The sequence below is a fragment of the Bacteroides salyersiae genome (assembly GCF_031172035.1).
Classification (GTDB): Bacteria; Bacteroidota; Bacteroidia; order Bacteroidales; family Bacteroidaceae; genus Bacteroides; species Bacteroides salyersiae.
Window position 1 is genome coordinate 3,539,945 of sequence record NZ_CP133452.1, and the last position, 26,163, is coordinate 3,566,107.

19 protein-coding genes and 1 pseudogene are annotated in these 26,163 nt (G+C 43.7%); 13 read left to right on the forward strand and 7 right to left on the reverse strand.

The features are described 5' to 3' along the window. Nucleotides 1–302: 302 nt before the first annotated feature. The 3 genes from RB604_RS13090 to RB604_RS13100 all read left to right on the forward strand — a co-directional run bounded on the left by RB604_RS13090 (nt 303) and on the right by RB604_RS13100 (nt 2,483). On the forward strand, nt 303–1,328 hold the full coding sequence (locus tag RB604_RS13090) for a sugar kinase (RefSeq protein WP_005923224.1): 1,026 nt from the start codon (nt 303–305) through the stop codon (nt 1,326–1,328). 52 nt (nt 1,329–1,380) lie between these two features. Further along, nucleotides 1,381–1,746 (forward strand): four helix bundle protein, encoded by a 366-nt coding sequence (locus RB604_RS13095; protein WP_055295032.1) that lies wholly within the window; start codon nt 1,381–1,383, stop codon nt 1,744–1,746. Nucleotides 1,747–1,814: 68 nt separating this feature from the next. Further along, nucleotides 1,815–2,483 (forward strand): bifunctional 4-hydroxy-2-oxoglutarate aldolase/2-dehydro-3-deoxy-phosphogluconate aldolase, encoded by a 669-nt coding sequence (locus tag RB604_RS13100; protein ID WP_005923218.1) that lies wholly within the window; start codon nt 1,815–1,817, stop codon nt 2,481–2,483. A 171-nt stretch (nt 2,484–2,654) separates the two neighbouring features. Here RB604_RS13100 and RB604_RS13105 read toward each other — a convergent pair whose 3' ends face one another. Further along, nucleotides 2,655–2,894, reverse strand: a complete 240-nt coding sequence (locus tag RB604_RS13105; RefSeq protein ID WP_005923215.1) for a hypothetical protein — start codon at nt 2,892–2,894, stop codon at nt 2,655–2,657. A 252-nt stretch (nt 2,895–3,146) separates the two neighbouring features. Between RB604_RS13105 and RB604_RS13110 the strand changes: the two genes are divergently transcribed. From RB604_RS13110 to RB604_RS13125, 4 genes and pseudogenes are all read left to right on the forward strand, one after another. Next, a complete protein-coding gene (locus tag RB604_RS13110; RefSeq protein WP_129648259.1) occupies nt 3,147–3,344 on the forward strand; it encodes a hypothetical protein in 198 nt (65 codons plus the stop codon). A 293-nt stretch (nt 3,345–3,637) separates the two neighbouring features. After that, nucleotides 3,638–3,979, forward strand: a complete 342-nt coding sequence (locus RB604_RS13115; RefSeq protein WP_309005423.1) for a DUF6686 family protein — start codon at nt 3,638–3,640, stop codon at nt 3,977–3,979. Between the two features lie 17 nt (nt 3,980–3,996). Beyond that, a pseudogene (locus RB604_RS13120) lies at nt 3,997–4,255 on the forward strand (hypothetical protein); the annotation flags it as partial. Between the two features lie 55 nt (nt 4,256–4,310). Beyond that, on the forward strand, nt 4,311–5,909 hold the full coding sequence (locus RB604_RS13125; RefSeq protein ID WP_005923211.1) for an aspartate:alanine exchanger family transporter: 1,599 nt from the start codon (nt 4,311–4,313) through the stop codon (nt 5,907–5,909). A 318-nt stretch (nt 5,910–6,227) separates the two neighbouring features. Here the strand turns inward: RB604_RS13125 and RB604_RS13130 are convergent, their stop codons facing one another. The 6 genes from RB604_RS13130 to RB604_RS13155 form a co-directional block, all read right to left on the reverse strand. Further along, the gene (locus RB604_RS13130; RefSeq protein ID WP_021936333.1) at nt 6,228–6,914 is read right to left on the reverse strand and encodes a hypothetical protein; all 687 of its coding nucleotides are present in this window, start codon (nt 6,912–6,914) and stop codon (nt 6,228–6,230) included. Nucleotides 6,915–6,962: 48 nt separating this feature from the next. Continuing rightward, a complete protein-coding gene (locus RB604_RS13135) occupies nt 6,963–7,298 on the reverse strand; it encodes a DUF3795 domain-containing protein (protein WP_005923207.1) in 336 nt (111 codons plus the stop codon). A 359-nt stretch (nt 7,299–7,657) separates the two neighbouring features. Beyond that, entirely contained in the window at nt 7,658–9,388 is a 1,731-nt protein-coding gene (locus RB604_RS13140; RefSeq protein ID WP_055295034.1) for an ABC transporter ATP-binding protein, read from the reverse strand. A 14-nt stretch (nt 9,389–9,402) separates the two neighbouring features. Then, nucleotides 9,403–11,199 (reverse strand): ABC transporter ATP-binding protein, encoded by a 1,797-nt coding sequence (locus RB604_RS13145; RefSeq protein WP_007480540.1) that lies wholly within the window; start codon nt 11,197–11,199, stop codon nt 9,403–9,405. Then, entirely contained in the window at nt 11,199–12,020 is an 822-nt protein-coding gene (locus RB604_RS13150) for a class I SAM-dependent methyltransferase (RefSeq protein WP_055295036.1), read from the reverse strand. Before RB604_RS13150 ends, RB604_RS13145 begins: the two co-directional genes overlap by 1 nt. Nucleotides 12,021–12,095: 75 nt before the next feature. Further along, nucleotides 12,096–12,704 (reverse strand): TetR/AcrR family transcriptional regulator, encoded by a 609-nt coding sequence (locus RB604_RS13155; protein ID WP_005923199.1) that lies wholly within the window; start codon nt 12,702–12,704, stop codon nt 12,096–12,098. A gap of 206 nt (nt 12,705–12,910) precedes the next feature. Between RB604_RS13155 and RB604_RS13160 the strand changes: the two genes are divergently transcribed. From RB604_RS13160 to RB604_RS13185, 6 genes are all read left to right on the forward strand, one after another. Further along, a complete protein-coding gene (locus tag RB604_RS13160; protein ID WP_081791225.1) occupies nt 12,911–13,234 on the forward strand; it encodes a DUF8478 family putative metalloprotein in 324 nt (107 codons plus the stop codon). 201 nt (nt 13,235–13,435) lie between these two features. After that, entirely contained in the window at nt 13,436–15,781 is a 2,346-nt protein-coding gene (locus tag RB604_RS13165; protein WP_055295075.1) for a TonB-dependent receptor, read from the forward strand. Between the two features lie 442 nt (nt 15,782–16,223). Next, complete coding sequence (locus RB604_RS13170; protein WP_055295042.1) at nt 16,224–19,037, forward strand: TonB-dependent receptor; 2,814 nt, start codon at nt 16,224–16,226, stop codon at nt 19,035–19,037. A gap of 16 nt (nt 19,038–19,053) precedes the next feature. Beyond that, the gene (locus tag RB604_RS13175) at nt 19,054–20,346 is read left to right on the forward strand and encodes a DUF4876 domain-containing protein (protein ID WP_005923186.1); all 1,293 of its coding nucleotides are present in this window, start codon (nt 19,054–19,056) and stop codon (nt 20,344–20,346) included. 20 nt (nt 20,347–20,366) lie between these two features. Then, nucleotides 20,367–21,902, forward strand: coding sequence for a DUF6850 family outer membrane beta-barrel protein (locus RB604_RS13180; protein WP_055295078.1), 1,536 nt, complete (start codon nt 20,367–20,369; stop codon nt 21,900–21,902). Between the two features lie 50 nt (nt 21,903–21,952). Continuing rightward, entirely contained in the window at nt 21,953–26,137 is a 4,185-nt protein-coding gene (locus RB604_RS13185) for an InlB B-repeat-containing protein (RefSeq protein ID WP_229103573.1), read from the forward strand. Nucleotides 26,138–26,163: the final 26 nt, after the last annotated feature.

Below are 26,163 nucleotides of genomic sequence, written 5' to 3' on the forward strand. Positions count from 1 at the left end.
ATTTATTATTTTGATGTTATTATTTCTGTTTTCATGAGAAATTCTTTAAATAAATCGTCAAATAGTAAATAGCACTGTGCTCGTACACAATAATAATATTAATATTTTCGACACAAATATATAACAATTTTTGTAATTACGAAAATTATTGTATCTTTGTGCCCGCACACGAAAGCTATGCAATGTATGATAAGTGTTAAACTACAATGCATGGTATCAGTGAGTTAAGCGCTGAAAAGGGCTTGAAATGATAAATTGAAACTTAATAATATTAATTACTTATTTCATTAAAACATAGAATTATGGGAAAGAAAGTCGTTACGTTAGGCGAAATCATGCTTAGATTATCAACTCCGGGTAATACCCGTTTTGTTCAATCTGACTCTTTTGATGTTGTATACGGTGGTGGTGAAGCTAACGTTGCTGTAAGTTGTGCAAATTATGGTCACGATGCATACTTCGTATCTAAATTGCCTAAACACGAAATTGGTCAGTCTGCCGTAAATGCTTTGCGCAAATATGGTGTTAAAACAGACTTTATAGCCCGTGGTGGTGATCGCGTAGGTATCTATTATCTTGAAACAGGAGCTTCTATGCGTCCGAGCAAAGTAATCTATGACCGCGCTCACTCTTCTATTGCCGAAGCAGATGCTTCTGATTTTGATTTTGACGCTATAATGGAAGGTGCTGACTGGTTCCACTGGTCTGGTATTACTCCGGCTATTTCTGATAAAGCTGCTGAACTGACCCGTTTGGCTTGCGAGGCTGCTAAACGTCACGGTGTGACTGTTTCTGTGGACTTGAACTTCCGTAAGAAACTGTGGACAAAGGAGAAAGCACAGTCTATCATGAAACCGTTGATGAAGTACGTAGATGTATGTATTGGTAACGAGGAAGATGCAGAACTTTGTCTGGGATTCAAACCGGATGCTGATGTTGAAGCAGGTCATACCGATGCTGAAGGCTACAAAGGTATTTTTCAGCAGATGATGAAAGAATTCGGATTTAAATATGTAATCTCTACTTTGCGTGAGTCTTTCTCTGCTACTCATAATGGCTGGAAGGCGATGATCTATAACGGGCAGGAGTTCTATACTTCAAAACGTTATGATATCGATCCGATCATTGACCGTGTAGGTGGGGGCGATTCATTCTCCGGTGGTATAATTCACGGTTTGATGACAAAACCGAATCAAGGCGAGGCTCTTGAATTTGCCGTAGCTGCTTCTGCATTGAAGCATACAATCAATGGTGACTTCAATCTTGTATCGGTAGAAGAGGTGGAAGCACTGGCCGGTGGAGATGCAAGCGGACGTGTTCAACGATAAATTTATTTACGATTAGACGATTTACTATTTACGATTGGAATTACTTTCATTGATGGACGCTGAAGATTTGAAAAAACGATTTAAGATGTTCTCGTTGAGAATAATAAAGATGGTAGATGGTATGCCCAATACGATTTCCGGAAACGCTATTGCCAAGCAGATTGTTCGCTCGGGTACTTCTCCTGCTGCTAATTATAGAGCGGCTTGTTTAGGTAAATCAGATAAGGATTTCTTAAATAAACTGAAAATGGTAGAAGAAGAACTTGATGAAACAATACATTGGTTGGAAACTATAAGGGATAGTGGTATGATAAAGGCAGAGAAGTTGCAAGACTTATTGCAAGAAGCTAATGAACTCTATAAGATTATAGTCAGTTCAATTGTTACTTTGAAGGCTCATCAGATTAAACAAGTCTAATCGTATTGTTTTTTATATAATTAAAAGAAATTTCAATCGTAAATTGTTAAATCGTAAATATAAAAGAAATGGCAAAATTTGATAAAATAGCTGTGTTGGATAAAATAGGTTCAACCGGCATGGTACCTGTATTCTACCATAAAGATGCAGAAGTGGCAAAGAAAGTAGTGAAAGCTTGTTATGACGGCGGTGTTCGTGCTTTTGAATTTACCAATCGTGGTGATTTTGCTCAGGAAGTATTTGCCGAAATAGTGAAATTTGCTGCCAAAGAGTGCCCGGATATGGCTATGGGTATCGGATCTATCGTTGATCCGGCTACTGCCGCCCTTTACATTCAGTTGGGTGCTAATTTTGTGGTAGGTCCGTTGTTTAACCCGGAAATAGCAAAGGTTTGTAATCGTCGTTTGGTTCCTTATACTCCGGGATGCGGTTCTGTATCCGAAGTAGGTTTTGCACAGGAAGTAGGTTGTGATCTTTGCAAGGTATTCCCGGGAGATGTATATGGTCCTAATTTTGTGAAAGGTTTGATGGCTCCGATGGCATGGTCTAAATTGATGGTGACAGGTGGAGTGGAACCGACCAAGGAGAACCTGACAGCTTGGATTAAGGCTGGCGTATTCTGTGTCGGTATGGGGTCTAAACTCTTCCCGAAAGATAAAGTCGCTGCTGAAGATTGGGCTTATGTTACAGCTAAATGTGCCGAAGCATTGGGTTACATTGCTGAGGCTCGTAAATAGAAAAGAGGCTGAGTGATCAGCCTCCTCAAAAATATGCCTCTAAGGGTTAGTTAGTTTAGTTAGATCGAGGCATATTTTTCCATTTTGTTTAAAGGTGTTTAAAGGGGACAGCCATCGGAATGATATTGTTAGTAGTCATTCCGGTGGCTTGTTTTATATATAGAGTTGAAATTAGTGCGCCAACTGATTTTTTACAATCCGGGCAATAATGAGGGCGATGATGTAAAAGGCAGCAAAGCCGACAATGACAAAAATGAAGGGCTTTTGTTCTTCGAATGTTCTGCGTACCGGTGTTGAGACTACCGTACTTGTAGTGTATGCAGTAACTGTTTGTATCGTCTCTTTGGAAGTAACTGTTGCTTGGCAACTGTCTATGTTGGAAATATCTTCCACTTGTTCGCCTGATAACATAAATTATTCTCTTTATTAATCCTTAAATCCAAATACCTTTTCCTATTATCTCCATTAGGAGAGTCGTACAATGATGTTTATAACACGGCTATTAGATTTTGGTTTAATATTTTCTGAAAAATATCTGTTTTCTCAAGACAAATAGTGCTATTTTGCGGGCAAAGGTAATTAAAAAAATAGGAGGCACGGAAGAAAGGCTGTTCTTTTTGGTGAATTTTTGATTTATGTCAATGATACGGTTTATTTCTTTTTGTGGCTAAGAAAATAGATTGGCAGGAATATCAGCAAGATCCATACAAGACTGATGAGCGGCAGATATCGATTATAGAGATACTCTCCATCCTCCGGAATGCGATTTGTCAGGCATTGGATACAGTGGCAGTCAGCATTGGTTTTGTCGTGCATTGTCAACGAAACACAAAGACAGACAATTCCAATAATCAGAATTGAAAGAAGCAGTAGGAGGTTTCTGCGATAATGTAACTGTCTTTTGGGAGACCTTGACGGGGTAACCATAATTGTATGTTTATTTTTCAGTGCAAAGTTATGAACGGACAAAAGAATGATCAATCACTATTTGTAGGTATTACCGCCTTTATGATACTTATAATTAGGGAGAGAGAGAATACCGGTATACCTGAAAAATGCTAATAAAGAAGGTGTAAATCACTATATATGCGTATTGTAGCATTTTAGAGAGTGGCTTATCTTTGTTTCATACTTACAAAATATATGTTATTGTTATGGAACTAATCAATAAAACCCGTTCCGGGATGATTTCCTATTGTGATCATTGCAAAGTCTATCATCTTGAATTCGGTAATCTTTTTTTTCGTTTCACTGAAGATGGTTTTTTACATTTTCGTAATTATGTAGTCGGCATTAATGGGACGGAAGCGGCTCGGATGAATCATGGCTTGATGAGTAATCGTAAGATATTTCTCCGGCTTTCATCGGAGAATGTTTATTTCTGTCTGACAAATGCGGAATTGCAAGAGTTGAAAACACTTGTACTTTTACAAACAGATGAAGAAGTGTTGCAAGACTTCGGACTTACCTTTTTGCAGGATCTTTCTCTGAACTAACTGGCAGGAAGGAGTGTCTTACCGCTTTTACCGCCTGGCTCTTTATGAAGGATAAGGAGAGAGACCTCCATGTGAAAGGTACTTATCTGCATATGGCTGCCCTAGGCATTAAGTACTACCGAGACGGCACTTACCGCTCATATCGTATTGGATGATATGTGTCATATGGAGGAGGCCAAACACCTTATAAGGCATGTGTTAGAGGATACCGGTATTCATCATGTCACTCTTGAGTTTGAATGCGAAGGCAGCACCTGTGATAAAGAAACTTGCTGATTGAGGCTTTTTTGCGTACCTTTGCCTGCCTAAACTAACAAACCCTTTTAAACCTATGTTTACTGATTTATTGAACTCCTCTTATTTCGCGCTTTTTCTCATTGTCGCGTTAGGCTTCATGTTGGGAAGAATTAAGATTAAGGGGCTATCGCTCGATGTATCGGCAGTGATTTTTATTGCCCTGCTTTTCGGACATTTCGGAGTTGTTATTCCTAAAGAGTTAGGCAATTTCGGCTTAGTGCTTTTTATTTTTACTATTGGTATTCAGGCCGGTCCCGGATTCTTCGATTCTTTTCGGAGTAAAGGAAAAACATTGATCCTGATTACAATTCTTATTATCTGTTCGGCTTCTCTCACAGCAGTCGGTTTGAAGTACTTGTTTGATATCGATACTCCCAGTGTGGTGGGACTGATTGCCGGGGCACTTACCAGTACACCTGGACTTGCCGTGGCTATCGACAGTACGAACTCTCCGTTGGCATCCATCGCTTATGGTATTGCTTATCCGTTTGGTGTGATCGGGGTTATTCTTTTTGTGAAATTACTTCCTAAGATAATGCGTGTCGATCTTGATCAGGAAGCACGTCGATTGGAAATAGAACGTCGCGGACAATTTCCGGAATTGAATACCTGTATTTTCCGTGTTTCCAATCCAAGTGTTTTTAACCGCAGTTTGATGCAGATTAATGCCCGTGCGATGACAGGAGCGGTTATTTCCCGTTTGAAGCATGACGAGGAAATATCAATACCTACGGCGCATACGGTGCTTTGCGAAGGAGATTATATTCAGGCTGTGGGCAGTGAGGAGTCTTTGGATCAATTATCTGTGCTGGTCGGCAAACGTGAAGAGGGAGAGCTCCCCTTGGATAAAACGCAGGAAATAGAATCATTGCTGCTTACCAAGAAAGATATGATTAATAAACAATTGGGGAATTTGAACTTGCAACGGAATTTCGGATGTACGGTGACGCGTGTCCGTCGAAGTGGTATCGATCTTTCCCCGTCTCCTGATTTGGCTTTGAAGTTTGGGGACAAGCTGATGGTGGTAGGCGAGAAAGAAGGCATTAAAGGAGTAGCCCGTTTGTTGGGCAATGATGCCAAGAAACTGTCGGATACCGATTTCTTTCCTATTGCGATGGGAATTGTGCTCGGAGTTTTGTTCGGTAAACTCAATATCTCATTCTCAGATAGTCTTTCTTTTTCTCCGGGATTGACAGGAGGCGTATTAATGGTAGCGTTGATGCTGAGTGCAGTAGGTAAGACGGGGCCTATCCTTTGGTCTATGTCCGGCCCTGCCAACCAGCTATTGCGACAGTTGGGGCTGCTGTTGTTTCTTGCCGAAGTGGGTACTTCCGCCGGAAAGAACCTGGTTGCTACTTTCCAGGAAAGCGGTTTATTGTTATTCGGTGTTGGGGCTGCTATTACAATCGTACCCATGCTTGTCGCCGTGCTTGTGGGACGTCTGGCATTTAAAATTAACGTGCTCGATCTGTTGGGAACCATTACAGGGGGAATGACCAGTACGCCGGGACTTGCTGCTGCCGATTCGATGGTCGATAGTAATATTCCGAGTGTAGCTTATGCGACAGTTTATCCCATTGCTATGGTTTTCCTTATTCTTTTTATACAGATCATAGCAACGGTGGTTTATTAAAAACGATAAACGATTGAGTTGAAAATCAGAGACTATTCGGATGAAGAAATTATTTCTTGTTAGTACCACATGGCTACTGTGTACTCTTTTCGGATACGGACAGAGTATCGAAAGTCGATACACCTATTGGTTAATCCATCGAATCGTTCTCTTTCACCGTGGTATGAATTGTCTCCTGATTCAGGAGACAAGCTTTATACCACGGAATGGGTCTTTAATAAAAGCAATCTGAAACGGTTTAAATAATTTGCCAATACAATCTAAATGCTATATCAGTCGATTCTTAAAAATAACTTTCAAAAGAATGCCGAGTAATATTTAGACAGGCTCTTGGAAAATTTTATTTTCCCTAAAAAATTTGGTTACCTGTTCCAATCCTTTTGCATAACGTTCTCTGTTTTGCTCGGACAGTGGATAGTCTTTGGCCGGAAGAACGGGAAATACTTTTACCGGAAGGTCCGTTGCTTCATAAATTTTGCCGCAGATACTGATAAATGCTTTGCCGTCTACCGGTTGGTAAAATGGGGGAAAGTTTTGTTGTCCGATGCGTCTGGGTTCGGCAGCCTGCAGAAAATCGGCATTACTTTCATAGAAACCCAATTTCTGAAGCCAGTAGTTTGTTTGTAAGGACATGGCCAATACACATTTTATCGAAGGATTTTCTGATAAAATCCATTTGATGTGTTCGATGCCTTTTGCTGCTTTTTCTTCCGGGATGAATGTTCTTTTTCCCTTGGGTGCAGCTTCCACTTCATCATTGCACAGATTGGTTATATATACATCTTCCGGTGTCAGTTGATGGCCGGTAAGTTCCATTATATAATCAAACAGATTGCGCGATTCTACATTTCTACTTCGTTCTCCATGATCTTCCGGAAAATTACGGAAGTAATAATCGGCAAACATGGCATATTTGGCTACTGTTTCGGACCATTGCAGATTTGAATCTTCTCCTACTACAAGTATTTGAGGTGTATTTATGGCTTTCCAGTCTTTGGTTCTCATAGTTGTTTTTCTGTTTTTATTATGTCGGACGATGATTGATGTATCGTCTTATTGTTTTAAATTTTCTTTTGCTGCAGGTGCATGCTGAAAAATGGAACCTACTATCTGGCAAGTATCCAATTCCATACAGTCACCACAAGTGTTGAATCCTTTCTTTTGTACGCACTTTCGGATTTCGCAATACTCGCTGCAATATGCAAATTTCGCTCCGTCTGCACGGCAACCCATGCAATTTATGGTTGCTGCCGTAATCTCCGGAGCATTATTCATCACACTCCATTTCCGGGCAGTTTTTTCTTTTAATTCATTGTCATTTTCGACAGTGGCTATACGGGCATCACAACTTTCGCAATCTAATCCGCAACATGCTATTAATTGTTTCATGATTTAAACAAATTCTTATCCTTTTATTTGTTCAACTCTTTTGGGATAAGCCTTGTTGCAAAGATAACGATTAATTAAAGAGCCGGTCATGATAATCTTAATTTTTTCAATGTTTTGTGAATATAGTCATTATATATGAAAAAGTAATCTTCTTTTTGCGCCTTCACAACATCCGGATGTTGTAATCCAAGACATCCGGATGTTATTAGTTACAACACCCGGATGTTGTGTGTACAAAGAATATATCTTAAGTACTACAGGGATATATGCATTTCTTTATTTTATAAAATACATAAATATCCGACATGAATTTATTATTGATGTACGACACTGGAAACGACTGATGTATGTAGCACAATTTATAATTTCCAACCCATTGTTTTCTCCTGTATGGACCATAAGCGGTGGTAAAGTCCTTTTTGATCCAGTAACTCTTGGTGTGTACCTTGTTCTGCTACGTGTCCTTCTTCCAAAACGATGATCTTATCGGCATTTTTGATGGTTTTCAATCGATGGGCTATCACGATAACCGTACGTCCGGCAATCAGGGTATTGATAGCTTTTTGAACATCCACTTCATTCTCCGGATCGAGAGAGGCGGTAGCCTCGTCAAGTAGTACGACCGGGGCTTCTTTCAGGATGGCACGGGCGATGGAAATGCGTTGCTTTTCGCCACCGGAAAGAGTACATCCACCTTCGCCTACCAAAGTTTCGTATCCTTTGGGCAACTTCATGATGAAATCGTGGCAACAGGCTTTTCGGGCGGCTTCTTCTATCTCGGCATCGGTAGCATCGGGCTTGCCGAAACGAATGTTGTTCTTTATCGTGTCTTGAAAGAGATAGACATTCTGGAATACCATGGAGATGTGCTTCATCAGTGATTCCGGGTCTACTTTCGATATATCTGTTCCGTTAAAGAAAACTTTTCCTGTTTGTGGATCGTAGAAACGGGCGCAGAGCTTCAATAAAGTGCTTTTGCCGCTTCCGGAGGGACCTACCAATGCGGTAAGCGCTCCTTTTTTCATTGTTACCGATACATCATGCAACACCATTTTTTTCTGATAGCCGAAGGATACGTGTTCCATCACGATATCACCGCTTTCGGGAGATACCCGGTTGCCTTGCATTTCCGGTTCTTTCATGAGATTCAGTATACGTCCGCCGGCAAAAGAGAAATAGCGGAACTCTGCGAAATTGGTCAGTGCCGAGGTAAGAGGATCGAATACCCGTGAACCGACAATAAGGAACATGACGAAAGTCAGCACGGATAATTCCCCGCCCAATAACAGGTAGGTTCCACAAAGTATCATTAACGTCAGTCCGGCACGTACTAACGTAACAGAAAGCAGGATGAAAGGTCCCATTAATGCTTCAAGGCGCATACTGGCACGTTTTAATTCCAGAAAAGCATTTTGCAGGCGGATGAAACGGTCGCCCAACAGGTTATATGCCTTCATTACGCGGATGCCTAACAGATACTCTTCCATACGGTTACCGGCATTTATCTTGGCATGAATCTGTTTTTTGCTTAAGGAGATCTGTATCCGGTTGCTTAAGATAAGCACCAATACGGCCAACGGTAAGGCTATGAACATGGCAAGGGACATCCGCCAGTCAATCCACAGAAGACCGAAGAAGGCCAGTATAGGCATGACCAGTGCCCCCATCAATTGTGGTAGATGGTGTGAAATACCTGTTTCTGCCATGGTGAAGTCGGTAATCATCATGGACGACAAGTCTCCCGGATCGTGCCGGCTGAAGAATCCTAACGAAAGTTTACGCAGATGTTCGGCCAGGTTGATGCGTCCTTCGGCGCTTAGTTCGTAGGCACTACGGAAGTTATGGCGGAATGAGGCCCGTTCGGCAAGAGCCATTGCAATCATGTATACAGCTAAAAGCCCGCATATCCACCAAAGGCGGGTAGTATCCAGTCCCGTTCCGCTTCCATCGTAAGCCTTGAACAATACGTTGACTGCTTCGATAGAAAGCATGAAAGGGAATATATTCACCAAGTTGGCCAGCATGGTGTAGCCTACCGGTTTGCGTAACCGTTCGGGATGTCCGATCGTTATGTTGTTTATTGCATTCATTATTGTTTTCCTCCTTATTTATTTAATGTCCATTGAGATGCATCGGTATAAGCATCCCACATTTTTTTGTAAACGCCCTCTTGCCGGCACAGCTCCTCGTGTGTGCCCTGTTGCACAACGCATCCTTCTTTCAGCACTACAATACGGTTGGCCGATAGGATAGATGATAGCCGGTGCGCGATAATGATGACTGTCTTATCCCGGATGAGTTTTTGAATGGCAAGTTGCATCTTGTATTCATTTTCGGGATCGGCAAAGGCGGTTGCTTCATCCAGTACGAGGATAGGGGAGTTTTTCAGAATGGCACGTGCTACGGAGATACGTTGTTCTTCACCACCGGAAAGGTAGACGCCCTCTTCTCCGATTATCGTGTCGTATTGTTTGGGGAGGTGTTGGATAAATTCATCACATTGTGCTGCTTGTGCGGCAGCTATCACTTGTTCGCGGGTAGCATGGGGATTACCCACGCGTATGTTTTCGTAAATCGTATCGAAGAAAAGGAATGAGTCTTGGAAAACAAAAGACACAAGGTCCATTAACTGCTCTGTGGCAATATTCTTTACGTTAGTGCCTCCTATTTTGATCTCCCCTTGCTCCACATCCCAAAAACGGGGTATGAGATTGGCTATCGTCGATTTTCCCGAACCGGACGGACCTACCAGTGCTGTGATTTCTCCGGCACGGGCTGTGAAGTTGATATGGTGTAAAGCATCTGTCCGCGTGGCTTCCGTTTTGTTTTCATAGGCGAAACTGACGTCGGTAAAAGTAATATCATACCCGTGTGGCTTCTGAGGATTTAAGCTTTCCGGCATTGTTTTTTCCGAAAAAATCCGGTCAAGGCGGGTTACTCCTTCATCGATTTCTTTTGTACTCGAACCGAGGAAAGTCAATTTGTAAATCGGGGTTGCTACACCCGGTCCCAAGATGATGAAAAAGAGATAGACGGCTGCGAAGGCGATGTTTTGAGGTTGCCCGCTCAGGATAAGTAATCCTACCGGCAGGATAAAAGTTACGATGGAGTTGAGCAACACCATGAAAACCACCATTCCGGGTTGATAGGTATCGCATACTTTCAGAGCATAGGTCTTGTATGCTTCGATTTCTTTATTAAACTGCCGGAAAGAACGGATGCTTTGCCCGAATATCTTGACTACCGGCATTCCCCGTACATATTGCACGGCAGAGGCGCTCATCTTTTCCTGTGTATCGAAGTAGGTCTGCATAAATTCCTGACCGGCCTTGCCGAACATCATGGTGCATTGAAGACCTATCCCCAATGCGATAGCCAACAGACAGACTGCTGCTATCCACCCGTTGAGGGTGAAGAATAAGGTGAACATGATGACCACCGTTGCCAATACGTTCACCAGATCGGGGATGGTGTGGGCGATGAATGTTTCTATCTTTTCAATATTCTGTTCCATTGTCTTTTTGATAGCTCCGGTCGAAGTCCCGTTTAAGTAGCCAAGAGGTAACCGGCCGATATGTTCGGCAAGTTTTATCCTTAGTCCGTACAGGATACGGAAAGCGGCTATGTGTGATGCCATTAGTGAAGCATACAACAGCAGTAATCCGCCTGTCAGGCCGGCAAAGGCAATCCATCCCCATCGAATCATGTGTCCGCTGTCTGCTTGTGAGATGTTTCCTGCATTTTGCAACAGTTCGTTGGCTACCTGGTATACTGATAAATAAGGAACCAGCATGCAACAGGCACTTCCTGCCGACAAGATGCCGGCCAGTATCAACAGACCTTTTCGTTCACCCGCTATCTCAAACAGGCGGGCGACTCCTTTCTTTTGTTTCTTTTCCATTATTCTATAATTTTATATCCTAAGAGGTGACTGAATTTACGCGAAAGTCCCGGAAACATCCTACAGAATACGCCGAATGCTCCCCAACGTTTCTTTTCGATGTTTTGATAAAGGATATTATCCGTCATTTTCAGTTGCGGTATCCATTGTTCTATGACACGTCCGTTATCTATGGCGCTCAACATACGGGCTTCATTATTATTTTTCAATGCGTCGGGTTTTATTCCTTTCTTCTGGAACATAGACCCGCAAACATCGAGGTGAATCTCTCCGCCCGGAAAGCGCTTGGCAAGGTGGGATAGTACGGATTTCACTTGTTCGTTCGTGAAATACATGACTACTCCTTCGATGATAAAGATAAACCGGGATTGAGGGTGTTTCGATTTCAACCGATCCATCCAGTCGGTATCGAGCATAGAACCGCGCAGATTAATATCGGCAGGTTCTATCGGGAGAAATTCTTTTCGCAGATCGATTACTTCCGGCAGATCGAGTTCGTAGAATGTGGCATTGCGCCGTTCTGTGATTCGTTGGAAACGGGTATCGAGTCCACAGCCGATATTGACTACTATCGGGGAAGGTTCCCGTAAGATGAATTCCTGTACTTTCCGATCGAAGTAACAGCCGCGTACCACACAGCCCAATTCGCTGAGTGGAGCTTTGTCGAATTGTGAAAAGTCATAGTCGATGCGGTTTATCAGTTCACAGGCGAGGTGGTCGTTCATAATACCGTTGGGACGGCGACTCTCTTTAAACCTCATGTAAAGCGGAATAAATAGCGTATTTGCTATTTGGTCGTTGATGGTTACTTTTTCTTTCATATTTATTCTATTATTATAGTTATACGGATTTCGTTCAAAAAAGAACAATGTTCCGGAACGTTCAAAAAAAAGAGCTTATGCATGCATAAGCTCTTTCCATCCTGCCGTTTCAAAGGCAATGTATTCGGAGATAAATATTTTCATATCGTCTTTCTTTATGTGATGCATCACCAGTTCTTCGAGCAAAGTGAATAGCCAGGCGGTATTCAGATGGACGAAGAAGTTGGAGACTTGTATATTCAGATGCGGATATTTTGTTTTCAGATCTTTAAAGAAGATGTCTATCACACGTGTCATTTCATTGGTATAATCTTCGCGGAAGTTACCCAATGAGGAGCCTTGCGCATGAAACAGGAGCAGTTTCAGTTGTTTGCGATAGCGTCCTGCCAATGCCATATACAACTCTATCTCTTTCTTCTGATAATCATGGCTGGTGAACATTTCGAGATTTGCTTTGCTTACGTCGTGGTTGTAGAGCATGGTATAGAGCTCGTCGACTACCGGTTGCAAAATGTACCTGAATAAGCTGTCTTTGTTCGGGAAATAGTTATAGATATTACTCAGCCCTACATCTGCTTTTGCGGCAATCTCGCGCATGGCAGTATTCTTGTATCCTTTACGGATAAAAAGATATTCTGCTGCATCGAGTATTGTTTTTTGTATGTCGCTTTTCAACTTTTGCATATCGCCGAGTGTTATTTATTGTTTAGTTGCAAAGATGGAGAGGTTTCGGTAAACACGAAATACCTAATAATGATGAAAAGATGTATTTAGTTGTACCCAATGGAGGGTATAATGCTGATTCATTGCCGGTAAGGGTTGATTTGTATCATGAATCTGCTTATCTTTGCCTCGGGACTAACAAGATGAAACGACTGTATTTGAATATCATGAAATGGTTCCTTCCTGTACTGTTTATTTCGTACATGGCAGGTATTACGCTCTTCACTCACTCGCACGTGGTGAATGGGGTAACAATTGTCCATTCCCATCCATTCAAAAAAGGGGTCGAGCATAGCCACACTACGGTCGAGTTCCAGTTAATCCATTTCTTAAATCATTTTCAGACCACTGATGCAGGTATTCTTCCTGTATTTGCCTCATTCATCGCTTTACTGCTTTGTACGCTTTTGTGGTGTCCGCAGCGGACGGGGCATTTAACTCCCTGTGTGGGAGTGGTTTCATTGAGGGCACCTCCTTCTTTTCGTTTGTAGTAAATACTTCCGCATGTCTGCGGAAAAGAAAAATCTCTGAGAGCCTGTCTTATTCTTGCTCTTATTTATTCAAAACAAGTGGCTGCCGGATGGCGGTTAGGGGAGAAGTATGCTTATCATGTTCCTATATGGGAGTATGAGGCTATTTCACGGTCCGCCTATACCTGCACCGTGCGGTTACTTCCTAAAAAACAAACGAAAATGAAGAAATATATATTTATTCTTGCGGGCCTGTATTGTGCCCTTACCTCTGCTATGTCCGGACAACCCGCTCCATTGGAACACTCCGAATTGAAAAAGTCCGATGCCAATATCATCGGCCATGTACTCGATAAGAACAGTGAGGAACATTTGCCGTATATTACAATTGCCCTTAAAGGAACGACTATCGGAACTGTGACAGATGCCACGGGGCATTATTTCCTAAAGAACCTCCCGGAGGGGAATTTTGTGATGGAAGTGAGTTCGGTGGGCTATAAAACCATCATCCGCAGTGTGACCCTGAAGAAAGGAAAAACGCTGGAAGAGAACTTCGAACTGGAGGAAGACGCCATTGCCCTCGATGGGGTCGTGGTTTCTGCCAATCGCAATGAGACTACCCGGCGTATGGCGCCTACACTTGTCAATGTAGTCGATTTAAAGCTGTTTGAATCGACTAATTCCAGTACGCTTTCACAGGGGTTGAATTTCCAACCCGGTGTACGTGTAGAGACCAATTGCCAAAATTGTGGTTTTCAGCAAGTTCGTATCAATGGGCTGGATGGTCCTTATACGCAGATATTGATAGACTCTCGTCCCGTATTCAGTGCATTGTCGGGAGTATACGGTCTGGAACAGATTCCTGCCAGTATGATCGAACGGGTGGAGGTGATGCGTGGCGGTGGCTCGGCTCTGTTCGGTTCGTCTGCCATTGCCGGTACGATTAACATCATCACAAAAGAGCCGTTGCGCAATTCCGGCCAACTTTCTCATACGATCACCGGTTTCAGCGGGGGCAATTCTTTTGATAACAATACCTCTCTGAACCTCTCTCTTGTGACCGACGATCATCGTGCGGGAGTCTATATATTCGGGCAGAACCGTCATCGCTCGGGATACGATTATGACGGCGACGGTTTTACCGAATTACCGAAGTTGAAGAACCAGACGGTAGGTTTCCGTTCTTATTTCAAAACCAGTACTTATTCGAAACTTACTTTTGAATATCATCATCTGCAAGAGTTCCGCCGGGGTGGAGATATGCTGAACCGTCCGCCTCATGAAGCCAATATCGCCGAGCAACTGGAGCATGCCATTGATGGCGGTAGTTTGAAATTCGATTACTTTTCACCCAATGAGAAACATCGTTTCAGTGTTTTTACTTCGGCTGCCAATACCGACCGGGACAGCTATTACGGTGGCGGACAAGATCCGAATGCCTATGGCAAGACCACCGATTTCACTGTGATGGGAGGCACACAATACATGTATAGCTTCGGGCGTTGTCTTTTCATGCCGGCCGATCTCACGGCAGGATTGGAGTACAACCGTGATCATCTGGAAGATAACATGTGGGGATACAACCGCCATACCGAGCAGACGGTGAATATTTATAGCGGTTTTCTGCAGAACGAGTGGAAAAACGAAAAGTGGGGTATTCTTCTGGGCGGTCGTCTGGATAAGCATAATATGGTAGATCATGTGATCTTTAGTCCTCGTGCCAACCTGCGTTTCAACCCGACAAAGGATGTTAACTTCCGGCTCAGTTATGCTTCGGGCTTCCGTGCTCCGCAAGCCTTTGATGAAGACATGCATATTGAAAACGTCGGTGGTACGGTTTCTATGATCGAACGTGCCAAAGGGTTGAAAGAAGAAAAATCTCAAAGTCTGAGTGCTTCTGCCGATATGTATCGCCGTTTCGGTGCATGGCAGGTGAATTTCCTTGTAGAAGGTTTTTATACTGCCTTGAAAGATGTTTTTGTTCTTGGTCCGTATGAAGACCGGGGAGACGGAGTATTGGTGCGGACACGCTATAACGGTCCCGGTGCCAAAGTGATGGGGTTGACATTGGAAGGCAAACTGGCTTATCTGACACAATTCCAGTTTCAGGCCGGTGTAACTTTACAGCGTAGCCGTTACGACGAACCGTATCAGTGGGACGATGATGCACCGGCTGAGAAAAAGATGTTTCGTACTCCCAATACTTACGGGTATTTCACCGCTACCTATACGCCGATAAAACCGCTGACCATTGCTCTGTCTGGTACATATACCGGTAGCATGCTCGTACAGCGTGCCGCCATCTCTGCCGAGAATGCAGCGATGGGAGAGATGCCCGAACGCCCGGCAGTTGCTCTTATGACCCCCGATTTCTTCGATCTCGGTATAAAAGCAGCCTATGATTTTAAGTTTTGTAAATCGACCGTATTTCAGCTCAATGCCGGTATACAAAACATTTTTCAGGCTTATCAGAAAGATTTCGATCGTGGAGCCAACCGGGATTCCAACTATATTTATGGTCCTGCCACTCCCAGAAGTTTTTTTGCAGGGGTGAAGATTAGCTATTGAGGATACTGTGCCAATGTGCCATTCGGGGTGGTGGCACAGGCAATTGATACCCTTTACCTCTCGACATTACCGGGTGAGCGGGGGCCTTGGTTTATGCACCGTGCTAAAGTCTCCTGAAGACCGTGGTTAGATGCATCGAGCACGGTGCATACTGCTTGTATGGATAGTTCCTGGTGGAGGTAAATACCCTGCTTGCGGTTACCGGCATACCGTTTTATTTATTTTTAGTTGGAAAACGTTACCTTTTTATATCTTTAGATATTTTCTTCTTCGGCTGTCCTGTTTGAATCTGATCATCTTAAGTGATTATTATTCATTGTATTGTTATGGATAAAAAATTACCTATATATAAGTACTGCAATGTAAATGAATACTAATCTATAGGTATTTCCTGCTATCTTATTTTAGCCTTTTTTTGTAGCTTGAAATACGTTCTGGACTTATGAGACAAAAAAAGACAAGATATTGTTTCTTATTTTTATTTCTATTATTATATGCAGGGAACGCTTATACAGCCGATAAGTTAATATTTAGCGGTATTATACGTGACGCGGTTACTCATGAGACGCTTCCTTATGCAACCGTTTTGTTGGAAAGTGAGGAGACACGCCGCTATTCGGCCATAGCCGGTGACGATGGAACGTTCCGGATAACCGATGTTTTTCCGGGCATTTATAAACTCACGGTCTCTTTTATTGGTTACGGACGTCAACAACGTACGGTAGAATTAAAGAAAAGTACGTATATGACTATCGGATTACGCTCTGATAACCAATTGAAAGAAGTCGTTATTACTGCCACTGAGTCGAAAGGACTCGTTTCTTCCTCTAAAATAGACCGTCCGGCTATGCAACATCTGCAACCTACCAGTTTTGCCGATTTGTTGGAGTTGTTGCCCGGAGGTATGTCACGTGATCCGGATATGGGGTCTGCCAATACGATCACTTTGCGCGAAACGGGAGTGATCAAAGCAGATGGAACCAAAGGAGATGCCGGGAGTGATTATTCCATTACTTCACTCGGTACGCAATTTATTGTAGACGGTATTCCGATCAATACCGATGCTAACCTTCAAGCTTCGCCTGTATCGGATAATTCGGCGGAGAGCAGCCGTAACATTGTTAACCGGGGGGTAGATATGCGTTCTATTTCTACGGACGACATCGAAAGTGTGGAAGTGGTAAGAGGAATCCCGTCCGCAGAATATGGAAACCTTACGAGTGGAATTGTCAATATAAAAAAGGTGCGTAAACTGACCCCTCTCAATGCGCGTTTCAAGGCAGACGGATACAGTAAACTTTTCTCTGCCGGAAAGGGATTTGCCTTGCCGGGTGCTGAAGATGGGGTAGTGAATGTAGATGTAGGTTATCTGGATTCCAAACCGGATCCCCGTAATAATTTAGTGAACTACAAACGGATGAATACCTCTCTACGTTTTACCTGGAATTATAGCCACGATAACTGGACCATGCGCTATGCTCCGGGTATTGACTATACCGGTTCGTTTGATAATGCCAAAGAAGATCCCGAACTGAACTACGGCAACACGGATACTTATAAATCTACCTATAACCGGGTAGCTCTGACCAATAACTTCCTTTGGACTTTTCCCAAAGTAAAGGCTGTCAAAGGCATCGAGTTGAACACATCTGCCAATGCACAGTTCGATCGTTTGACGCGTCGTAAATTGGTAGCGCCGCAGCGTTATATGATTGTCCCTTCCACAACGGGTGAGGGCGAACATGATGCCACTCTCCTTTTTAAAGAGTATGTGGCAGATTATCTGTCGGATGGAAAACCGTTCAACGCCTTTATCAAATTGAAAGGAGACTTTTCATTTACCAATGGCCCGGTAAAGAATAACGCCAAGGTGGGAGGTGAATGGAGTTATACGAAGAACTTCGGTCGCGGGCAAGTGTACGATCTCACCCGGCCGTTGGCTGCCGGAGGATGGAGTAGTCGTCCGCGAGCTTATAAAGACATTCCTGCATTACAGAATGTGGGTGTATTTATTGAAGATGTAATGACAGCGAAAATCGGTCGCCATAAGCTGGAATTAATGGGGGGTATACGTGCGATGGCACTTGTCGGGCTTGACAAACGATACGTTCTGAACAATAAGTTTTATCTGGATCCCCGTATCAACGGATTGTGGAATTTCCCTGCAATTGATCTGGGCAAAACCCATAACCTTGAAATCGCACTGGGGGGTGGTATCGGCTGGACTACCAAGATGCCTACGCTCGATTATCTCTTCCCCGATGCTTATTATAAAGACATTGTGCAGCTTGGCTATTACGATGTTCTGAATCCGGAGCAGAACAGCCGCTTCAACATAAGAAGTTATATCGAAGACCGTACCAACTATGAGTTACGTCCGGCGCGTAATAAGAAATGGGAGTTGCGTGCAGACTTTACTTATGGGGGGAATCGTCTGTCGGTAAGCTATTTCCGCGAATCCATGAATACCGGTTTTCGCTATGTGGCCAATTATACCTCTTATGCTTATAAGGAGTACGATGCAAGTAAGATTACCGGTTCGGCTTTGCAGGGACCTCCGTCACTGGACGATCTGCCCTACACTGATAAGAAAATATTGGGAGGATATAATAAAGCGACCAATGGAAGCCGTCTGCTGAAAGAGGGAGTGGAATTCCAATTCCGTTCACAGCGTATCAAGCCGTTACGTACGGTGGTAAATCTCAGTGGGGCATGGTTCCGTTCCACTTACACCAACAGTATCCGTATGCCGCGCACCGTATCCGAAATGGTGGATGGCCAATCGATATCCGATTCGTACATTGGTATCTATAACTGGGACGACGGGAATGTCTATCAGCAGTTTAACACGAACCTGATGTTCGATACGCAAATACCGGAGTGGGGATTGATTTTTTCTACTTCGTTGCAATGCATGTGGTTTACCAGCAAGCAGGCTTTTTATCGTGACGGAGTGCCCGAAAGCTACCTGTGGGCAGAGGATGGACAGGAACATCCCTATACGGAGGCATCGAAAGAAGACCTTTATTTGCAACATCTGATTATTCCCATCAGTTCGGGAACTTTTGATAAATATACCGTTCCGATGGCCTTCTATGTCAATCTGAAAGTTACGAAGAAGATAGGGAAGTATCTTAATTTAGCATTTTTTGCCAATAAGCTCTTAGATTATACTCCCGACTTTAAAAGTCGTGGATTGACAGTACGCCGGAATGTAGAACCTTATTTCGGCATGGAGTTGAATTTTAGTTTATAAATAAATTATTCGATATATGAAGTACGAAAAGAGTTTGTTTTTATCGGTATTTGTTATTCTGTTGTCAGGTATTACTGCTTGTAATGAATTGGAGGATGTATCGAGAACCGTCACCGGGGTTACCGTGAAACTTCCCGACGACCTGTCCGGTGCATCGATAGCGAACGATACCCTTACTTTCCAGAACATATCCAGTGGATTGTCTGTAAAAGTGCCGGCTACAGAGAAACCGGAATTGCCTCAGGGATTATACAACTGTTTCTATAAAGCCGATGTAACCTATGTAGATGAAGGACGTACAGTGAAAGGGCGCTTGCGTGGCGCTTTGGAAAATGTGAATCTTACATCCGGGAATGTGTCATTAACGATGAATACCCATCTGCTGATTGATAAGGATGATTTTATTATCGAAGAAATTTTCTTTACGGGTACGTTACGGGAGAGCGGTAAACAATATTATGGCGATTCGTATGTGAAAATCTACAATAACACGGACCATGTGTTGTATGCCGATGGTCTGGCGCTGGTGGAATCCAAATTCGTCTCTACACAGAAGTATGATTATACTCCGGACATCCGTCAGGACACGATGACGGTACATGCCATTTACGTTGTTCCGGGCAGTGGTGAGGAGCATCCGGTACAGCCCGGTGAGAGTATGGTGATTTGTGATACCGGCATCAACCATCAGGTGGCCAATCCGAACTCTTTTGATCTTAGTGAAGCCAATTTTGAATGGTATGATGTCTCCACTTCACCGGACAATATGGATATTGACAGTGAAACGGTGGAGAACCTCGATAAATGGTATTGCTATACGCTTTCTGTCTTTGTGCTTCATAATCGCGGTTTCCGTTCGTATGCGCTGGCGCGTATGCAAGTTCCGAAAGAGGAATATCTGAAAAAATTCTTTTATAAATACGAATACATTATATCGAGTCCGCAAGGCAATTATCCCTGGTCTCAGAAGGCTTATAAACTGCCGAACGACTGGATTGTCGACGGAGTGAATTGTAGTGTGGAAGCAGAACGTCAATGGAACGTATTACCGGCTACCGTAGATGCCGGATGGACTCATTGCGGAAAGATAGATCATGATAAGGACCGTTATTTCAAGAGTGTCCGGCGGAAAATGCTTTATCTGGATGAGAACGGTCACAGGGTATTGCAAGATACGGATAACTCGACGGACGATTTCAATACAGAATGTATACCTTCTCTTATCGAAGAACAAAATACGGCGATAAGTGCCGATGGTAGGAAGGCAGAAACGTTGACATACGACGGAGTACAACCCGTTGAAGAATGACTTTAACCCCGACATCTATCATGAGATACTATTTAATGACTGTTTTATTCTTTTCCTTTTTAGGGCTGCATGCTGCCGACGCCGACAGCCTGTCTTTGTACGGGCGTATGCGAAGTAACGGTACGACGGCAGAAAGCGGGTTTTTCTCTTTGGTTTATGATAATCCGGCAATGAAATACGTCTGGCATCCCTCGACACTGAATGAATTGCGTGCAGGAGGAGAGTATATTCATGAAGAACAGCCTTCGTTGGCGGAGGAAGGGGATGGCAGATATATGGGTTTTGTGGATGTGCGCTCTTTTATCCGTAAGGGGAATAGCAGCCTGTGGGGAGAAGCCCGCTATAAGAACGGGAAGAAAACAGGACGGCGTTGGAATGAGACTTCGGATTATCTGCTGTTATATCCTTATGTGATGGGAGATACAGTAGGTGGCGATCTGAAATCCGAGCAATATTATTTCTCCGGAGGATATGCTTATCGCAAAGGAAGCTATACCATCGGTGCGGAGGGGTCTTATGGTGCCGATATCGAGTATCGGAATGCGGATCCCCGTCCCAAAAACCTGACGGGTGATTTGTATTTTACAATCGGCATGTCTTGGAAAACCGGCAACCATTATGCATTGGGATATTCTTTGCATGCCCGCAAGTATAAACAGACCAACGATTTGCAGTTTTATAACGAATTGGGAGTCCCCAATATTTATCACTTCACCGGATTGGGTACCGATTATTATCGTTTTCGTGGGGCAAAAGGGAAGTCGTTTTATAAAGGACGTTCTTTTGGCGGAAGTGTGAATCTTTCACCTTTCGATGCCGGTGAGGGAGGTTTTGCCGTTTCTTTGCTTTACGATCATTTCTCTTTTGATAAAATAATTTCTTCCCTCAACGAGTTGCCGATGGCATCCGTCGGTGAACATGACCTGCGAGGAGAGATTGCCTGGCGTAGTAGCAAAGATAGATTTTCACGTTGGGGGATGAAGTTGGAAGCCGCATTTACCAAACGTACCGGAACGGAGAATCTGTTCGGAGACGCTTCCGGTAATATTTATCCGCAGATAGCAGAAGATGAGATGTATATGAATCGGATAAGTCGTGGGGTACTGTCGGGCTTTTACGAATATATGTATCGGTCGGGGACTGTTTTTTCAATCATTCCCTCCATAGGATATACCGATATGAATACCCGTTATGTATATCCTCGTCGTGAAATGGAGATTCACCGGTTGCATTCTCAGTTGATGCTAAAAGCGATGTTTCCTTGCGGTCATTGGTTGCTGCGTGGAGAGTTGGGAGGAAGATATGTTGCTTCCCTTACCCCCGAATTGCAGTTGCCGGCAGTTGAAACGGAAGAAGCAAAGAAGTTGAATCAGCCGGTATATGGCAATTATGGTTACTTGGCGGCCAATCAGGCGGGTTTTCAGGTAGCAATGAGGGGAGATTATTCCCGACATAAGGCCTATGGTTTGTTTTTGGAGCTTCGGTATGTATATGGACACGATACGCGGCCTTCTGCAGCAAATAGCCTGACGGCTTCTGTAGGAGTCGCTTTTTAAAGAGATGATGGATAACTTGTATTTATATTAATAAACAAAGTAAAATGAGTATGAAACAAAAATTACTATTGCTAATGGGAGGAATGATGTTGACAGCCTTTTCTCTTCCCTTAGCTGCACAGAGTATTAGCTGGACGGATGATAGCCAGAAACCGGATACCTTGTGGTATACCGAACACAAAGAAGGAACAGAATACACATTGACAAAGCCGGAAGAATTGGCCGGCCTTTCTGTATTGGTGAATACTTATCAATATACGTTCGAAGGGAAAACCATTAAGTTGGGTAATGATGTGAGTTTAGCTAAGACGGTGGGTGAAGAAACTGTTTTATGGACTCCTGTCGGTCTTTATATCAAAGGCCACAAGATCGATATTCCTTTTAAAGGAACATTTGACGGGCAGGGACATACTGTTGACGGCATGCAAGTATCGGGAACGATAGAAGCTGTCGGACTTTTTGGTAATTTGAGCGGCGCGACTGTCCGTAATCTGGTTATCGGTTCCAACTCTTCTGTTACGTCCACCAATTCAAGTGCCCAGATTGGATCTGTTGCCGGTCTTCTGACTAAAAGCCGTATCTTGAATTGTACCAATCATATGCCAGTGTCTTCTCCCGGAGGAACCAATGTTTATGTGGGTGGTATCATCGGGCGTATGAATGTGAGCGGCTACATTGGAGGATGTAAGAATTATGGTGAAGTAAGTAATCCCGGTTCTGTGGGAGGTATTACTGCCAGTACCAATAAAGCGGATACAGTGGTCAATTGCGTCAACTATGGTAAAGTAACGGGAAAAGATGCAGATAATTCTTATACAGGAGGTATAGTCGGTTATCTTTATGAAGATTCACGCGTGTTGAACAATGCAAATTATGGTTCGGTAATTCGTGGTGGTGGCATTGTTGGGAAAGCGGTAGCTGGTTCTTATTATGCCGGTATTCGCGGGCGTTTGAATAACAACCTTAATATGGGTGAGGTAAGCTTGGATGATAAAAAAGGATATAGTATTGTGGCAAGTGCCAGTTATACGCTTATCAGCCGTAATTATTCTAAGGATAACGGAGGAAAATCCGGTGAAAATGGGGTCGCTTTTACTGTGCTGACTGATGAGCAGTTAAAGAGTGAAGCCCTGCTCAAAGAGCTCACGGCAAATGCCGGTTATGAGAATGCTCTTTCGGGAGGAGTACTTGGCGCCACTGCCTGGAAACTGGGTGAAGAGGGGTATCCGGTACCTGATGCCGATGTGGCTGCGAATGCCTATCGTGTTAATGTAGCTGTTTCTCTGATGGGCGAACTTGTTACTCATCCGTTGGCAACTGATGATGCGCAGGCATTTTATCATACTCCCGGAACGCAAGTGACTTTAGATGTAAAAGCCTTTGCAGGATATACATTCTCCGGGCTTAAACTGAATGGAGAGATCAGCGAGGGCAATACTTTTACCATGCCCGAAAGAGATGTGGAAGTAACCCTGCTGTTTGATTCCGGCGAAGCCTTGACTTGGGCAGATATGGCGCAGTATGCCGAGGCCGGTGCGGACTATAAGTTAGAAGGAGAAAACTATGAAATTTATACAGCCAAAGGATTAGCTTATGCTGCTTCCAAAGTAAATGCAGGCGAAGGTAGTGAAAATACATTTATCCGTTTGGGTAGTGATATCAATTTGGGAGTACCTAATGCTGCCGGAGATACTTTACTCTGGATGCCGATGGGAACAGACGATCATCCTTTTAACGGAATATTCGATGGAGCTGATTATACCGTTGATTATATGCATATAAATGCAACGGCAGAGAAGTATGCCGGATTGGTCGGAAAAGCCGATGGTGCAGAAATCAAGAATATAAAGATTGGCGAAAATAGCCGTATCTCTTCTGCACAGACGTATTTAGGAGCAGTGGCGGGTGCCGTATCCAATACTTTGGTGACTAACTGCCATAATGCTGCCAACCTGACTTCGACCGCTATGTATGTCGGTGGAGTTTTGGGAGATGCAACCGGAGCGAAGACGGTTATTTCAATGTGTTCCAATACTGGTACTGTTACAACCACAGCGAATATGGCCGGAGGAATAACGGCCCGTTTAGGAGATAACAATGCGGTATGCGTTCTATACAATTGCTTTAATACAGGGGCTATTTCGGCTAAAGGAACAGCCGGTGGCATTGTGGCCTTCTTACAAACACCGACTGCCGGTACAGGCAAGAGTTTAGTAGCTAACTGTTATAATACAGGCGATGTAACTGCTGATGAAAATACCGCCGGTGGTATAGTGGGACAAATCAATATGTTCTCCGAAATAAAGAACTGCGTAAGCAGTGCCAAGGTGTCTGCCGTTAAGCGATATGCAGGTGGTATTGTCGGTAATAATAATAACAAAAACAACCCCGGCCCAATCACCCGTTGCTATTATCTTGAAAATACGGTAACATCCGGTTCCGATATGAATACGAGCGGAAATGCCCTTACTGCAGAGCAGATGTACGGATCGGCTCTTGTCACGGAAATGTCGAACTTTGCCGGTTATTTGAATAACAAGGAATTGACTTCTTATTTGCAATGGGTGAAGGTAGCTAACTCCTGCCCGAATTTTGATGCTAAAAACACTGTTGCTGCATCTGCTTACATTTTAAGCGTGAAGGAGCCCGAACATGGAAAATATGAATTAGTGAAACCGGTTGCTGTATTGGCACAGGATTCCACTACTATTTTTGTGAAGAAGAATACTGCTGTGGAGTTTGCAACTACTCCGGATGAAGGGTATGTGTTCTACGCACTACGCGTGAACGGTGATTTACAAACTGAATATGTGAATAATTTCCGTACTGCCACCGGTGATGTGGAAGTAGAAGTCTTGTTCAGTCTTCCGAGACGTTGGGATCAAGTGGCTTCTGAGGCCGTAGCCGGAACAGATTATGCCGAGACTGAAACCGGTTATGAAATTCATACTCCGCTCGGATTGGCTTATATTACTGATAAAGTAAACAATGGCGGTGATATGATGGCAGGTAAACAAGTGGCTTTGACAGCCGATATTGACCTTACTCGCGAGAATGCCGATGGAATTGCCTTTACCTGGCTGCCTATCGGTAGTTCATCCAAGAATTTCAAGGGTGCTTTTGACGGTCGTGGCCATAGTGTGAAGAATATGCTTGTGAATGCAGGTACCGGTTATGGTGGGTTGTTCGGCTACGTTTCCGGTGATACGATTGCCAATGTCACTATTTCCGGTAAATCATCGGTAACGGGAACTAATTATCTGGGAGCAATTGCCGGTTATTTGAATTCGAAGGCGGTTGTCTTGAACTGTAACAATGACTCCTGTCGTATTACTACATCTTCTACCTATGCCGGCGGATTGGTCGGAAATGCCGGTAGCGGTTGTAAGGTTATCAACAGTTCTTCTACCGGTTCCGTTTCCGGTACGGATAAAGTTGGAGGTATCGTAGGATACATTCAGGGAGAAGTTATTGCTTGTTTGAGTACGGGTAAGGTTGTTTCCGGAGCTAAAGGTGGAGCTATCTTAGGTGATGGATATAATCCGGTGGTTACCCGTTCTTACCGTCAGGAAGGTATTGTCGAGGCTGCCAATGAAAACGTATCCGGTACGGTTCTTGAAATTGCAGATATACAATCGCAAGCATTGGCTGACGAGATGACTGCTTATGCCGGTTATTTGAATCGTACGACGGGAAGTGATCTTGCCGGCTGGACCTATACGGAAGAGCACTCGCCGGTAAGCAGCAGCGTAAAAGCCGGTGATGCTTATAAGGTGTCGGTATCTACGGAAATGGTTAACGGTACTCTTGCCTTACCTGTTCTGTTGACGCAGGATGAGGAAGCGGAATTCTATGCTGTGGCCGGTAATCCTGTGAAACTGACCATCACACCGGATGAAGGTTACCAGTTGGATGTACTGACGGTTAATGAAGAACCCGCTACACTGACGGATGATTCTTTTGTGATGCCTGCTACTGATGTAATGCTTGCCGCTACCTTCAAAGCAGGTGGTGTAGGGATTGAAAAGGATGAGGCTGATTTTATTCGTATGTGGACTTCTAATGCTACTTTGTATGTAGTACTTCCTCAACAAACCTCTGTAATGATAGCCGGAACAGACGGACGTATCCTGATAAATGAGTTAGCGGAGGCCGGTACGGTATCTTATCCTTTGGAACGGGGGCTGTATATATTGAAAATAGGCGATGCTTCTTATAAAGTGGCTGTTAAATAAAAGTGTAAATCAATAAAAAGACAAGA

Excerpts from the sequence above, each read along its gene's own strand:
- RB604_RS13090 (WP_005923224.1), top strand. The coding sequence starts at position 303 with ATGGGAAAGAAAGTCGTTACGTTAGGCGAAATCATGCTTAGATTATCA.
- RB604_RS13095 (WP_055295032.1), top strand. The coding sequence starts at position 1,381 with ATGGACGCTGAAGATTTGAAAAAACGATTTAAGATGTTCTCGTTGAGA.
- RB604_RS13100 (WP_005923218.1), top strand. The coding sequence starts at position 1,815 with ATGGCAAAATTTGATAAAATAGCTGTGTTGGATAAAATAGGTTCAACC.
- RB604_RS13105 (WP_005923215.1), bottom strand. The coding sequence starts at position 2,894 with ATGTTATCAGGCGAACAAGTGGAAGATATTTCCAACATAGACAGTTGC.
- RB604_RS13115 (WP_309005423.1), top strand. The coding sequence starts at position 3,638 with ATGGAACTAATCAATAAAACCCGTTCCGGGATGATTTCCTATTGTGAT.
- RB604_RS13125 (WP_005923211.1), top strand. The coding sequence starts at position 4,311 with ATGTTTACTGATTTATTGAACTCCTCTTATTTCGCGCTTTTTCTCATT.
- RB604_RS13130 (WP_021936333.1), bottom strand. The coding sequence starts at position 6,914 with ATGAGAACCAAAGACTGGAAAGCCATAAATACACCTCAAATACTTGTA.
- RB604_RS13135 (WP_005923207.1), bottom strand. The coding sequence starts at position 7,298 with ATGAAACAATTAATAGCATGTTGCGGATTAGATTGCGAAAGTTGTGAT.
- RB604_RS13140 (WP_055295034.1), bottom strand. The coding sequence starts at position 9,388 with ATGAATGCAATAAACAACATAACGATCGGACATCCCGAACGGTTACGC.
- RB604_RS13145 (WP_007480540.1), bottom strand. The coding sequence starts at position 11,199 with ATGGAAAAGAAACAAAAGAAAGGAGTCGCCCGCCTGTTTGAGATAGCG.
- RB604_RS13150 (WP_055295036.1), bottom strand. The coding sequence starts at position 12,020 with ATGAAAGAAAAAGTAACCATCAACGACCAAATAGCAAATACGCTATTT.
- RB604_RS13155 (WP_005923199.1), bottom strand. The coding sequence starts at position 12,704 with ATGCAAAAGTTGAAAAGCGACATACAAAAAACAATACTCGATGCAGCA.
- RB604_RS13160 (WP_081791225.1), top strand. The coding sequence starts at position 12,911 with ATGAAATGGTTCCTTCCTGTACTGTTTATTTCGTACATGGCAGGTATT.
- RB604_RS13165 (WP_055295075.1), top strand. The coding sequence starts at position 13,436 with ATGAAGAAATATATATTTATTCTTGCGGGCCTGTATTGTGCCCTTACC.
- RB604_RS13170 (WP_055295042.1), top strand. The coding sequence starts at position 16,224 with ATGAGACAAAAAAAGACAAGATATTGTTTCTTATTTTTATTTCTATTA.
- RB604_RS13175 (WP_005923186.1), top strand. The coding sequence starts at position 19,054 with ATGAAGTACGAAAAGAGTTTGTTTTTATCGGTATTTGTTATTCTGTTG.
- RB604_RS13180 (WP_055295078.1), top strand. The coding sequence starts at position 20,367 with ATGAGATACTATTTAATGACTGTTTTATTCTTTTCCTTTTTAGGGCTG.
- RB604_RS13185 (WP_229103573.1), top strand. The coding sequence starts at position 21,953 with ATGAAACAAAAATTACTATTGCTAATGGGAGGAATGATGTTGACAGCC.